Genomic DNA, 12,557 nt, shown 5'->3' with positions numbered 1-12,557 from the left:
GGGGTTTTGTGATGCGCGGTGTCGTCCCGTTGCTGGGCGGCGTGGTCTTACTGGTCGTTTTCGTCTACGGGCTCATCCAGTACGCGAGGCCCGAGTGGTTGACCGATGACGAGGGCCACCACATCACGATCCTCGGGTTCGGGGCCGTCGCGGCGGTCGGTGTCGGCGCGCTGGTGCTCGGAGTGATCCTGATGCTGGGCTGGTGGGCGATCGCCCCGGGTTTCTTCCGCGGCCGCACCCTCACGCGCGGCCCCACCGGAGCGGATTCCGGTGAGGGCATCGTCCAACTGGTAGGCCCATGAGCTTTGTCGGGAGCGAGCCGCCCTAACGCCAGCCGGCACGACGAGGCTCCCCACCTAGAAGTCACGTGGTCATCGCCATACCAGCTACACTCACACCCGCCACATCAGGACGCGTAGGCTGATCGTCCGGAATGGCACCTGGACGCCGCGAACGCCGCTGAACCCCGCCTAGCTAGGTTTCAGTCAGGTATTCGACGACGTCCCCCGCCCTCGTAGCTCAGGGGATAGAGCACGGCTCTCCTAAAGCCGGTGTCGCAGGTTCGAATCCTGCCGGGGGCACTTGGTGTTTGCGCAGTTCAGCGATGGTTTTCAGATGTCTGCCGACTGGCCTCGGCTGGTTCTGGTCGGTGCTGTGGTCGGTGATTGGTTGGCGTCAGCTGGCGCAGCCTGGCCCGCGATAGTCAATCGCGTTGCATCAGCCGACGATGAGCGCGCGGGCGTCCTTCATCAACAGCATCAAATGCAGCGGATCGGTCGAAGACGCCCAAAACTCGAAGTTGGCGTAGAACGTGCGGACCTCATCGTGCGGCACCGCACAAAACGGCCCCCGCTATCTATAGTAGAAAATGCTATAGTTGGGCATGAGCGGTCGGAGTGACGTATTGCGGACGGTGATGCACGAAACAGGCACCACCCAGTCCGAGTTGTCTCGGCTCAGCGGTGTGCACCAGCCGAGCATCAGCCAGTTCCTCTCCGACAAGGTTGAACTCAGCGATGAGCAGCTCGACCGACTGCTGTCCTGTATGGGGTACCGACTCGAAATCACCCGCCAGCCGGTCACTCCCAAGCTGACACGTTCCGAACGCCGCTCGTGGAAACTGCACCGCGAGCTGGCCAGGCACCTGAGGCGGTCGACTCTCACACAATGGCAACCCGCGATCGAGCACAACCTGCGACGATTGCGGTCCGGCGTCACCGGCCAGCCACACATGAGAAACCTCGACCGCTGGGAATCACTCATGAGAAGCGGCGACGTACCCGGCCTTCATCGCGTCCTTACTGGACTCAGCCGCGATTGCATCGAGATGCGCGAAGTCTCACCGATGGGTGGACTGCTCCGCGATGAGGAGCGCATCCGCGTTTTGCGCACGGTGCGCTGATGCGGCGCGACCAGCTTGAGCACGCTATCCGGACTGCCTGCCAAATCGCGGGCCTGAGTGAAGTGATCATCGTCGGCTCCCAAGCGATCCTCGGCACCTACACCGAAGATCAGCTGCCCTTCTACGCCACCAGATCGGCGGAAATCGACGTTCTCCCGATCGCCGACAACACCGGTGAAATCACCCGTCTCGCAGACGAAATCGAAGGAGCAGCGGGCGAATTCTCCCCATTTGAGCAGCTTCACGGCTTCAGTATCGACGCCGTAGACCTGCAGACCTCGACACTGCCCGGCGGATGGCGCGATCGACTGGTCAAGGTCCAGAACGAGAACACCGCCGCCCCATCGGGCGAACCTCAATTCATCGGATGGTGCCTCGACAAGGAAGACCTGTGTGTTGCGAAATTGTGTGCTCTCCGAGAGAAGGACTTGAACTTCGTCGACGCACTGATCACTGCTGATCTTGTTGACCCGCAAGTGATCGCAACGCGCCCCGCGACCGTACCCGAACGCTTTGGGAGAGCCTCCCAACGCGCAGCCGCCTGGCTCGCTCACCGCACAAACAGCGTTGAGTAGCTCGCGAACCGCAGCCGCGGCGTTGGGATTGGCCAGGATTGGGAAAGGATGTCACTTCGCCGCGAGGCACTTCTTCCGAGTACTGCCACATTATGGATAACCGCTATTGATCCATCAGGTTCCGGCTACACGTTCGCCCGCCGCTCGCAGACGTGCCAACCGGATGGGGCGCCGATATGTCGCCCTACGTCGCTCGGGACGACGTTAGAGGTGCTAATGCGTCGCGGCAGTCACCGTGAGACAAGTCGGCTTCTCTGCCAAGGGCGGCTCTGGTCCTGCCGACCCTCCGTCAACGCTGATCCGTGGTCGGTGTTTGGTCGGTGAATCTGGGACACGCCGTGGCGCGATGTAGCGTCAGATGGCCCAATATGGCGGGGCCAGAGGCGCTTTGACCCCGCGGACTCGTCCGCTTGGAGGTTCTCACAGGACGAGCGAGCTGGCCGGTGGCGTAGCGGCTTGAGCCAAAAGCCCCTGGCGCATCTCGCCGAGATATTAGTCAAACGCCTCGCCAAAATTCATTGCCGAACCTTGCCGATGGCCGCCCCGAATTCATCAACCCTAGCGATAAACCGTGAGCATAAGCGGCCGAGAACATCTATCTGGTTGGTCCAGCGACCATGACCTCGCTATACGAGAACACTCACGTGTGAATGATCTGTGGCCGTGCCAGCAAAATGGGAAGCTCACCGAGTCTCCACGGGGGTTCGATACCGCGCTGGGCTCGAAATCTGTTGTGGGGCAGACTTGGTTCGACTCGCCAGCAGTGCGCTTCAAACCCTACCTAGCCGGGGCTCTGACTTGTATTATTCGAAGATGTCTCGCCGTCTCGCGGCTTTGCGACTGGTTATGGGGATGGCGCTCGTTCCCGTCGGATCGGGCGGCGTCTCGCACGCATCGCCGTCGGGGGAAGATGCATCCGGACAGTGCTCCTTTGTGCTCACACCGCCTGAAGTTGTACAGGTATCCGGAGAGAGCAAGGTGTTGGTCACGATGCATCCGGGGCCGTGCACCGTAGCAGCCGTCCCCAACATGCAGGTGGTGTGTGTATCCATAGCGGGCGACGGCTCGCCTGGGCATTGCGCATACAAGTCCGGTCAGGAGACGGTGCGCATGTATTACTTTTACCGGCCTGGGGCGACATACATGGTGAAGGCCCAAGGATGTGCAGACTCCATCACGCCGCCGTACACGTTGTGCCAGAATTTCGGCCCGACACAGACGACCCTGTAATGCTGCAGCGACATATCCCTTGGGCCACCGCGCTTTCCGACTAGACGGGGTCGAAAGAGGAGATCAGCCAACGGCCGCCGCTCTTGTCCAACGTCACCCGGACAGTGGATGCGGTGTCCGTGGGCGCATCATTGCCAACAGTCACGGTCTGGTTGACGAACACCAGGACGACCGCGTGGTTCGGAGTCGCCGACACCGACGCCGCCGCGGGAACGGTGGCGATCGCCGAAATGTGGTCCTTCCTGGCGCCCGGCATCACGACGTCATGGACCAATTGTGCGTAGGAGTCCTTGAACTTGCCGGTCAACCGAGCCCGCGCGGCAGTTAGGTCTTTATCGACGGTGTCGGGCTGGTAGGACAGTATTGCCACGGTGGAATCCTTAGCGGCCGCGACCGACTCGATACCGGCGACCGCCGAATCCCGGACCCACGCGTCTTGCCACTTCAAATAACCCGCCGCCGCGGCGACCGCCATCCCCACGACGGGGAGCACCCAGAAGACAAGCACCCGCGACCATTTGATCCGCCTGATTCGGCGTTTACGTCCCGGCGGCTCAACGTCTTTGACATCTTCTTCGGTTTCAATGTCATCGGTTTCAGCATCATTAGAGGACGTGTCGCCTGATTCGGCAACGTCTTCCACGTCGCCGTCGCTGGTGTCCTCGGCCGATTCGGCCCGGTATTCGGTGTCGTCGGTGGCGGTCACCGCGTCGCCGATCGCCTCGGGTTCGTTCGTCTGGCTGGCGCCCTGCCCAGTCTTCTCTTCCGAGACCTCGGTTGCACCCGGATCGGTCTTGCGATCGGTTTTGAGCCGCACTGCGATAGTTCCTTTTCTGGTTGGCAGAGTGTGGTGTCGGCGGTTGCCGGACAACGGCCTGCTCACGGCACAAATCCGACATTGGAGACTTTTGCGCCACCGCCAACCTTCTGCACCGTTATCCGCATTCGCCAATGCCGCGGATCCTGTTCGGCGGCACCGGCATTCGAGGTCTTAACGGATACAGCCACCAGTACCTGGGCTTCGTCGCCCGATTGCGACTCGAGACCCGCGTCGGTGATTGTCCCCACCGACGTGGACTGCGCCTTCTTGACCACGTCAACGAAAGGTTTTGATCGCTGGGAGAAATCGTCGTAGAACTGACCCGTCGCGGAGTCCAGGATGCGCTGGACGTCAGCGTCGGCGTGGTGCCAGTCGATTGTGGTCAGGTTCAGCGCGCCTTGCCGCCCGACCTGAACCAGCAGCTCGCGTTGCTGTTGGGCCTGACGTGCCTGATATCCCCGATACCCGAACCACCCGGCCACCGCGCCCAAGGCCACGACCGTCACCAAACCCAACGCCGCCGCCAGCCGCACCGGCGTGGCCCTCTTTTTGGGCGGCGCGGCGTCTTCGGAAGCGTCGTCGGCGTCTTCATCGACGGCAGTGTCATAGTCGTCGGCCGCATCGGACTCGTCCGAGGCGGGTGCCGCCGCGGCGTTGTCGTCTTTCGAGGTGATCCTGTTGGGCGATTGCGTTGAGTCGCCGTCGCTTTGCCCCGGCGTCGCCGCGGACATAGACGGACGGTCTGTTGCGCTCAGTTCGTCTTGGGCGGCATCAGCATGCTTTGCCATGTTTGCTCCTTTGTGGCACCACGGGCCAGGTCTCGTTGTGTGTACATACGCCCGTCGGGTCCCACATACATGCCCGTGGCTGGGTCGTACTGGACGGCTGCGATCGGCGGTGGTTCCGGACCGGGCGGCGACGGTGCGGGGACCTGCCCCGCTGGTTCCTCCCCCGGCCTGAACTGCGGGACACCTTGGCCGGAATATGTTGCGTTCGGGTCACCCTTCCAGTTCCAGCCGTCGTTCAGCGGAACGTACGTCTCGTCGCTCTCGCACATCTTGACGGTCGGCGCCCGCTTGCCGGGCCGGGTCTCACACGGCAGATTGTGCGCGCCACGCACGTTGAGCTGCGAGTCTTGTGGCACCCGGCAGTAGAAGTCCCCCTTGGGAACATCCGGGTAGTCCTCGTAACTGGGCGCCCGCTGCTGCTGGGCCGGCAGGAATCCCGTCGTGCACGGCGGCGGCCAGTTGCCGTTTAGTTTGAAGCTCAGGAAGGGAGCATGGTAGGGCTGCTTGGTGTCTTTGTTGGCCACGCCAATTGCCTGGATGTCGGCGGTACCCTGTGGCAGCTCCACCAGAAGGGATTCCAGGTTGTCGCGGTAGGTGACTCCTACCTGCCCGACACTGACCAGGTTGGCCAGGACGATCGGCAAGGTGGGGTTCAGTTGGTCGAACAATTGGCGAGCCTCGGCGGTGGCTGGTCCGCCCTTGCGTAGCAGGCCCGCAACCGAGGAGTCGTTGTTGCGCAACTGCGAGGTGATCGCCGCCAGGTGTGAGGCCCAGGCCTGGATCCCGGCCGATGAGTCGATCTGGCTGTCGAGCAGTGGCTTGGAGTTGTCGATCAGGTTGACCAGTGCGTCCAGGTTCTTTCGGGCGTCGATCGACACCGCAGTCGTCCCTTTCACCAGCCGGGAAAGTTCCGGCCCGAGCCCGCCGACTGCGACATACGATTCGTCGACCACCGTTTTCAGGTTGTCCCGTGGGATCGCGTTCAGTCCGCGGTTGGTGGCCGCCAACAGCGAGTTGATGTCCGGCGGGACATACGTGCGGTCGACCGGTATCACGTCGCCGTCTTTCAGTGGCGGCCCGGTCGTGCTGCGCGGCAGCAGTTCGACGTACTGCTCGCCGACCGCCGACACGCTATGCACCTGGGCGCCGGAATCGGCCGGGATATGGAAATCCGAGTTCATCCGCAGTACCGCCTCGGCGCCGGCATCGGTCAGGCGCACCGCCTGCACCCGACCGACTTCGACGCCGTGGTAGGTGACATTCCCGCCGGCATACAGGCCACCCGCCTGCGGCAGTTTGACCGTGACCTCATACCGGTCGATCCCGAAAAAGAAGGTCGGTATCTGCATGTAGGCGAAAAACATGATGGCGGCCGCCGCGCTGCTGACCGTCGCGAAAACCGCCAGCTGGATTTTGATGCGTCGGGGGAGTCGGTTCAGCATGATGTCACGGCCCCTGGTTGAAGTGGTAGGGCACGACCAACGGGTTACCGGGGTTGTACTGGCTTCCCGCCATGCAGGGGCTCGGCAGCTGGCCGATGGTGCGGCCCCACTGAAGCTCCAGCTCGCTCAGGTTGCACTCAAACCGGGTGCCGGTGAACAACCCCGAGTCCAGCCGGCTCAGGGTCAAGTCGAAGATGCCGGTCAGATTTGCGTAGTCACCGCGCAGCCATTTGCTCAACGTGTCCTTGGGGAACGGGAAGGTGCCGAAGAGGCCCAGCGAGCGGGTCAACGACACCCCCGCGTCGCCCAGTGACTGCAGCACGGGGCCGAGGTCGTTAAGTTCCTGCACGAGGCTTTGCTTGGTCTTGTTGACCGAGTCGGCGGCGAGCGCGCCGAATCTGCTCAGGTCACCCAGCGCGTTGGCAAGGTCCTCTCGATCGTCTTTTAGCACCGTCAAGGCGTCCGGGATCGTCTTCAGCGCCTTATCGATCACCGGTTTTTCGTCGGCGAACTGACCGGCCAGGTTGTTCAGGCTGTTCGTCGCGGCGATGATGTCGTCCTTTTGGTCGTTGAGGTAGCCGACGAAGTTGTCGAGCTGGCCCAGCAGGCTTCTCAGGTCCTGCTCGCGACCGGTGAACGCGGTGCTCAGCGCCTTGGTGATGTCCTGGACCTGCCCTAGGCCGCCGCCGTTGAGCACCAGGGAAAGCGCCGCCAGCGTGCGTTCGGTTGACGGATAGCCGCCCGCCGAAGACAGCGGTATCAACGACCCATTTTTGAGCTTGCCCACAGGCGGCGCCCCAGTGGGTGGCGCCAATTCGAGGTGTACCGAGCCCAGCAGGCTGGTCTGGCCGATCGTGGCCGTCGCGTTGGCCGGGAGGTCCACGCCCCCTTCGATGCTCATCGTGACCAACGCGTGCCAGCCCTGCAGTTCGATGTCGCTCACGGTGCCGACGGTGACGTCATTGACCCGGACGCGGGAGTTCCGCTGCAGGTTTTGAATGTCGGACATCTCTGCTTTAACGGTGTACGAACCGGGCCCGCCGCCCTTGGTTCCCGGCAGCTTGAACGAGTTCGCCCCGTGGAAGCCGCAGCCCGATAGCACCAGCGCAAGTGCCGTCACCAGGCCCGCGGCCATGCGATACCAGCGTGGTGCCCGGCTCATTGTCCACCCCCGGACGGCACCATCATTCCGCGCAAGCCGGCGGCCGGATCTGGGGTCTGCACCGGCGCGGCCGGCGGTGGCGCGGCCGGCGCGTCTGGCGCCGTTGCGCTTTCCTGCGGCGGCGCGGCGGCCGGTGCGGGCGCTCCCGGAGGTGGCGGGGGAACGTAGTCGGGCCGCAGCCAGTCCTCGCTGTAGGTGATTTCGTTCGGCCGCGCGGTGGCGCCGACGAAGAGGTTTTCCCCCAGCGGGAGGAAGTTGATCTGGCGGTTTTTGATGATGGGCGCCAGGTATTGCACGCACAGCTTGGCCGACTCCTTGGAGTTTTTGCGCGACGCGGCTTCGACCGCGGCGCACAGGAATTGGATCGTGTTGGCGAATTGGTTGACGCCCAGGATGCCGGTCAACGAGCCCTGCGCGGGGTTGTAGATGTTCAGGAAGTTCTGGAACGCGGTCGGGGCGACATGCAACACCTGTTTGATGTCGTCGAGGCTCTGGTTCACCGCCGTGGTCACCGATGCCAGCTTGTCCGACGTGGCGCCCAGGGTCTCACGGTTGTCGGCGACGAAGTCCGTGACGTCGCCGGCCACGTCGTTGAGGTCGCGGACCGCGTTGCCGACCGCGTCGGGGTCGCTGGCCAACAAGCCGGTCACCCCGGCCAGGTTTTGGTTCAGTTGCCGCAGCAGGTCGCTGCTGTCGTGCAGGGCGGAGACCAGGAGGGAGAGGTTTTTGAAGCTGCTGAACAGGTCGTCGCTGTGGTCGCCGAGCGCGGAAATCGCCTGTGACAGCTTGATGATCGCGTTACGGATATCCGGCCCCTGGCCGCGCAGGTTGTCGGCCGCGGTGTCGACGAACGCCCCCAACGTGCTGGTTCCGCCTGGCTTGGTGGGCTGCAGTGTCTCAGTCAGTTTTTCTAGCTGCTGGCGAAAGTCGTCGTATTCGACCGGAACGGCGGTGCGGTCCTGCGGAATTGTCGCGTGATCGGCCATGGTCGGCCCGCCCGTGTAGGCGGGCGTCAGCTGGATGGCTCGGGGTGTCACCAGTGACGGCGAGATAATCACGGCTTTAGCGTCGGCGGGTACTTTGTATTTGTCGTCGTACCAGAAGGTGATCTTGACGCGGCCGGGTTGCGGTTCGATCTTCTCGACCCTGCCGACGCGCACGCCGAGGATAACGACGTCGTCCCCGGTGTAGAGGCCGGTGCTGTCCGCAAAATAGCCGACGACTTGCGTGTGGCCTATGCCGGTCGCCAACCCCACGACGGTGACGATGCCGCCGACGAGGACGACCGCCAGGGCGATGGCCACGCCGAGCTTGACGTAACGGGACCTCACTGGCCACCACCTCCGGCCGGCTGGGACGGGCCGATGGGTCCGGGTCCGTTCAGCACGGGCGGTTGGCTCGGCGGTATCTGACCAGGTGCTGGTAGTTCGACGGGCCCCCCTGGCGGGATGGACTGTCCTTCGCCGGGGCCCGGCGGCGCGGGAGGTCCCGGCGGCGGGCCGCCGGGTGGCGGCGCGGGCAGCGGCTCCCGATACGGATAGCAGCCAGGGCCGGGCAACGCCACGCCGGGCACACCGCATGGATGGTCGCTCGGGTTGCCGGTTATGGCATCTGGAATGGTCATGCGTGGTTCCCCGCCTTGGCCGGTGCGCGGGAACGGAATCGGCAGCGGCGGCGTGCCCGGCTGCCCGCGCTGCGGGTCCGTGCGCTGTGAGGGCAGCAGCACATTGGGGTCCAGGCCCAGATCGGAGAAGGCCGCGTCGATGAAGGGCTCCACGAACTGCCCGGGCAGCAGGTTGACCAGATACGCCTTGAAGAACGGTCCCGAGCTGACGGCTTCACCGAGCCCTAAGGCGTATCTGTTGAGGCCGACGATCGCTTTCTGGACGCGTTCTTTGCGGTTGTCCAGGATGGCCAATACCCCGTTGAGCTTATCCAGCGCCGGCTTGAGTGTGTTGCGGTTCTCGGCGATGAAGCCCTTGATTTGCTGCGCCACGGCGGACAAATTGCTCGAGATCTGGCCCAGCGCACTGCTTTGGCTTCTCAGTTGAACCAGTAGCGCGTTGGTGTTGGCGACGAGGTTGACCACTTCGTCGCTGCGCTCGGCCAACACCTTGGTTGCTTTGTTGGCGCTGCTCAACAGGTTTCGCAGCTGCGCGTCGCGCTCGTTCAGTGTCTGAGAGAAGCGCGCCACCCCCTGCACCGCCTGCTTCAAGTCGGGCGGTGTGTCGGCGAAGGTGTCGGACAGCACGGCCAGCGAGGTGGACAACTGCTGGGTGTCCAACCCGCTGATGGTATTGCTGAGATCGCTCAGCGCGTCTGGCAGTTGATAGGCCGGCCTGGTTCGGTCGAGCGGTATCGGGCCGCCCAGCTGCCCATCGCCGCGCGGGGTTACCTCCAAGAGTTTGCTGCCGAGAACGCTCTTCAGCTTGATCGCCGCCTCGGTGCGGTCACCGAGGCGGACGTTGTTGGCGACGCTGAACTTGACCAGTACCCGCGGTCCGTCCAGGGCAACGTCCAAGACCTGCCCGACCCGGTAACCCGATACCTGGACGTGGTCACCCGGTGCCAAGCCGCCGGCCTCGGCGAAGTACGCCGAATAGGTCTTGCCCCTGCTGAAGAACGGCAGCTTGTCATAGTTCAGGGAGATCAACACGACAGCCAGGGTGGCGCCGACGCCGATGAGGCCGATGATCAACGGATTGCGTTCGGAGAAGGGTTTCATCGCGGCGTGCACCTGCCGGTGGCCTGGCCGGCCATCTTGATGTACACCGGCTGGCCGCCCTTACCGTTGACCTTGATCAGGATGTCGCACAGATAGAAGCTGAAGAAGTCTCCGTACATGCCCTGCCTGTTCAGTATTTGCGTCGCGTCGGCCCAGGTGTTGAGGAAGTTGTCGAAATAGTCGTGGTCTGCCAGCACGTTTGCGGCGGTCCGATCGAGCTCGTGTACCACCTTCCTGACCGGCGGACGGGCCTGTGACAGGAGATCGGCGATCGACCCGGCGGCCGCGTTGGCGTATGCAACTCCGTTGCTGATGTCTTGCTTGCGGCCCTTGAGCCCTCGCACCAATTCGGCCAGTGAGTCGACCGCCTGGGCGAACTGCTTGCTCTGGCCGCTCAGTGAACCGAGCAGGGTATTCAGGTTGGTGATGACCTGACCGATCAGTTGATCGCGGTCGGCCAGCGTGTTGGTCAGGGCCGCGGCCTGGGTGAGAAAAGAGCCGATCGTGCCTCCCTGCCCCTGGAACGCCGCCACGAGTTGGCCGGTGAGCTTGTTGACCTGGTCCGGGTCCAGCGCGCGGAACAGCGGCCGGAAGCCGCCGATCAATGCGTCGAGGTCCAGCGCCGGCTCGGTCCGCGCCAGCGGGATGGTCGTGCCCGGATTAAGCCGCTTGACTCCCCCGGCGCCCTCCTCCAGGGCCATGTACCTGCCGCCGATAAGGTCCGCGAAGCGGATGGCGGCCCTGGTGCCCTCGGTGAGCACCACCGAGTCGGCCGCGGTGAACTCGACGAGCACGGTGGAGTCGGGCTGGACGGTGATGCTTTTGACCTTGCCGACCTCGACCCCGGCGACGCGGATGAAGTTTCCCTCCTGCAGGCCCGACACGTTCGCGAACTGGGCCTTGTAGGTCTTCTCCGACTGAAAGCGCAACTGGGCGAACACTGCGATGAGCGCAAACGCGCCGAGCAGGCATACGACCAAGTAGATGGACAGGCGCCACAGGGCACCGGCCAAATTCTCTCGCATGTCTGCCTTCCTCTATCGCTGCTGGTGTCTCATTCGGTGGTCACGGCGCCGGGCTATAAGGCGGCGGTGGCAACGGTGCGCAGTCGTTGTTGACCAGGCCGCAGGTTTGTTGCTGCCCGGAGCGCACCGGCGGCACGAACGGTTCCGAACCCGCCGGCGGAGGACCCGGTTCGCGTGGCCTGCCCGGCGGGGGAGCCGGCGGCAGACCGGGATACAGCGGGGTGCCGTCCGGGGCGTATCGCGGCGCCCCATAGGGTGCCGGACTGTTGTATCCATCCGTTCCTTGAACGGGGCCGGGCGCCGGGCCGCCGGGGTGCCGAATGCTAGGCGGTTGCGGTGTCCCCCGGGTGACGGGGAGATAGTCGACATACCCCGGGAAGCCGATGCCGGGGTTGGGCCGCATGTCCAGTCCGGTGCCCCACCCGGTGTTGGTGACGAGGTAGCGCTGCGGGAAATTCTTGGCGACGTCGGGCAACGATCCGCACCCGGGCTGACCACCGGGGCCGCCCTTGGCGCCGTTGATCGGCAGGTTGTCGGGGAACTTGTACGCGTCTTCCCCGAAGAGCAGGCCAGAGTCCAGGATCACCGAATACCCGTTGTCGCCGCCGGCCGGGCCGGTGAACCTGTCGGCGGCGGTCTTGGCGCCGACCAGCGTGCAGGTGAGCTCAGGGTTGTACTTCATCAGCAGCCGCGTTGTGGACTCCAGCAGGTTGATGCCGTGCACGAGGTTGTCCTTGTTCGGGCCGATCAGGTTGGTGCCCGCGCGGGAGAGTCCACTGACGTTGAGCAACAGTGCGTCAAGTTCCTTGGCGTCCTTGGTGACGGTGGTGGCGGTCGTGCTGGCGGCGTCCAGCGTCGTGAGGATGTCGTGTGCGGCCGCGCCGTAGGCGTCGCTGAATCCCTTCAGGGCGCGGTAGTCGGCCCGGATGGTCTCGCTGCGCGGATTGATCGTCAGCAGGACCTGGTTGAGGTCGGTGGTGGCTTCGCCGATCGCCTCGCCCTTCCCGCGAAACCCGTCGGCCACCGCGGTGAGCACCGCGTTCAGTTTGGGGACGTCGACCTGGTCGAGCACGCCCACGAGGTTCTGAAAGACGGTGTTCACCTCGACGGTCACGTTGCTTGCTTCGACCACCGCGCCGGCCGCGAGCCGTTTAGCGGTCGGGTGCGCGGGCGTGGTCAGGTCGACATACTTGGCACCGAATGCCGTGGTGGCGGTGATTTTGGCGCCCACGTTGGCCGGGATGTACCTGAGCTGCTCCGGGTAGAGCTCCAGGTGAAGTCTCACCGGATCACCTGGCTGGATCGACGACACCCGGCCAACCTGGACGCCGCGCAATTTCACCGCCGCGCCGGGTTCCATCACCAGGCCTGAGCGATCCGACATCAGG

General features: G+C 64.1%; 10 protein-coding genes, 1 tRNA gene and 2 pseudogenes. 4 read left to right on the top strand and 9 right to left on the bottom strand.

Annotated features, from left to right (window positions below; all coding sequences use genetic code 11):
• Both A9X04_RS05105 and A9X04_RS05100 read left to right on the top strand, forming a co-directional pair.
• Nucleotides 1–248 (top strand): annotated as a pseudogene (locus tag A9X04_RS05105) (amino acid transporter); the annotation flags it as partial.
• Nucleotides 249–508: 260 nt separating this feature from the next.
• Nucleotides 509–581 (top strand) — tRNA-Arg (locus A9X04_RS05100).
• 136 nt (nucleotides 582–717) lie between these two features.
• Here the strand turns inward: A9X04_RS05100 and A9X04_RS29480 are convergent.
• Nucleotides 718–828 (bottom strand): annotated as a pseudogene (locus A9X04_RS29480) (GNAT family N-acetyltransferase); the annotation flags it as partial.
• An 85-nt stretch (nucleotides 829–913) separates the two neighbouring features.
• Here A9X04_RS29480 and A9X04_RS05095 point away from each other — a divergent pair.
• Both A9X04_RS05095 and A9X04_RS05090 read left to right on the top strand, forming a co-directional pair.
• The gene (locus A9X04_RS05095; protein WP_231984470.1) at nucleotides 914–1,402 is read left to right on the top strand and encodes a helix-turn-helix domain-containing protein; all 489 of its coding nucleotides are present in this window, start codon (nucleotides 914–916) and stop codon (nucleotides 1,400–1,402) included.
• Nucleotides 1,402–1,977, top strand: a complete 576-nt coding sequence (locus tag A9X04_RS05090) for a DUF6036 family nucleotidyltransferase (protein WP_067918346.1) — start codon at nucleotides 1,402–1,404, stop codon at nucleotides 1,975–1,977. The genes A9X04_RS05095 and A9X04_RS05090 overlap by 1 nt, the downstream gene beginning before the upstream one ends.
• A gap of 1,270 nt (nucleotides 1,978–3,247) precedes the next feature.
• Here the strand turns inward: A9X04_RS05090 and A9X04_RS05085 are convergent.
• The 8 genes from A9X04_RS05085 to A9X04_RS05050 form a co-directional block, all read right to left on the bottom strand.
• Entirely contained in the window at nucleotides 3,248–4,078 is an 831-nt protein-coding gene (locus A9X04_RS05085; protein ID WP_369828921.1) for a hypothetical protein, read from the bottom strand.
• Nucleotides 4,079–4,086: 8 nt separating this feature from the next.
• Nucleotides 4,087–4,815, bottom strand: coding sequence for an Mce protein (locus A9X04_RS05080; protein ID WP_067918356.1), 729 nt, complete (start codon nucleotides 4,813–4,815; stop codon nucleotides 4,087–4,089).
• Nucleotides 4,779–6,257 (bottom strand): MCE family protein, encoded by a 1,479-nt coding sequence (locus tag A9X04_RS05075; protein WP_067918342.1) that lies wholly within the window; start codon nucleotides 6,255–6,257, stop codon nucleotides 4,779–4,781. The genes A9X04_RS05080 and A9X04_RS05075 overlap by 37 nt, the downstream gene beginning before the upstream one ends.
• A 4-nt stretch (nucleotides 6,258–6,261) precedes the next feature.
• A complete protein-coding gene (locus A9X04_RS05070; RefSeq protein WP_156764222.1) occupies nucleotides 6,262–7,419 on the bottom strand; it encodes a virulence factor Mce family protein in 1,158 nt (385 codons plus the stop codon).
• Nucleotides 7,416–8,750 carry a virulence factor Mce family protein gene (locus A9X04_RS05065; RefSeq protein ID WP_156764221.1) on the bottom strand — a complete coding sequence of 445 codons (1,335 nt, stop codon included), beginning with the start codon at nucleotides 8,748–8,750 and terminating at the stop codon, nucleotides 7,416–7,418. Before A9X04_RS05065 ends, A9X04_RS05070 begins: the two co-directional genes overlap by 4 nt.
• Nucleotides 8,747–10,144 (bottom strand): MCE family protein, encoded by a 1,398-nt coding sequence (locus tag A9X04_RS05060; RefSeq protein WP_067918352.1) that lies wholly within the window; start codon nucleotides 10,142–10,144, stop codon nucleotides 8,747–8,749. The genes A9X04_RS05065 and A9X04_RS05060 overlap by 4 nt, the downstream gene beginning before the upstream one ends.
• The gene (locus tag A9X04_RS05055; RefSeq protein WP_067918338.1) at nucleotides 10,141–11,169 is read right to left on the bottom strand and encodes an MCE family protein; all 1,029 of its coding nucleotides are present in this window, start codon (nucleotides 11,167–11,169) and stop codon (nucleotides 10,141–10,143) included. Before A9X04_RS05055 ends, A9X04_RS05060 begins: the two co-directional genes overlap by 4 nt.
• 40 nt (nucleotides 11,170–11,209) lie before the next feature.
• Nucleotides 11,210–12,557: MCE family protein (locus A9X04_RS05050; protein ID WP_067918336.1), on the bottom strand; the 1,348-nt coding region annotated here is incomplete at its 5' end.

This window comes from Mycobacterium sp. E3247, assembly GCF_001667785.1.
Taxonomy (GTDB): Bacteria; Actinomycetota; Actinomycetes; order Mycobacteriales; family Mycobacteriaceae; genus Mycobacterium.
The sequence above is the reverse complement of the archived record's forward strand: the minus strand, read 5'-3'. Positions and strand labels throughout refer to the sequence as shown.

What these genes read in the sequence shown, in the direction of transcription:
- A9X04_RS05060 (WP_067918352.1), bottom strand. Translation starts at nt 10,144, where the DNA reads ATGAAACCCTTCTCCGAACGCAATCCGTTGATCATCGGCCTCATCGGC.
- A9X04_RS05090 (WP_067918346.1), top strand. Translation starts at nt 1,402, where the DNA reads ATGCGGCGCGACCAGCTTGAGCACGCTATCCGGACTGCCTGCCAAATC.
- A9X04_RS05080 (WP_067918356.1), bottom strand. Translation starts at nt 4,815, where the DNA reads ATGGCAAAGCATGCTGATGCCGCCCAAGACGAACTGAGCGCAACAGAC.
- A9X04_RS05055 (WP_067918338.1), bottom strand. Translation starts at nt 11,169, where the DNA reads ATGCGAGAGAATTTGGCCGGTGCCCTGTGGCGCCTGTCCATCTACTTG.
- A9X04_RS05075 (WP_067918342.1), bottom strand. Translation starts at nt 6,257, where the DNA reads ATGCTGAACCGACTCCCCCGACGCATCAAAATCCAGCTGGCGGTTTTC.
- A9X04_RS05070 (WP_156764222.1), bottom strand. Translation starts at nt 7,419, where the DNA reads ATGAGCCGGGCACCACGCTGGTATCGCATGGCCGCGGGCCTGGTGACG.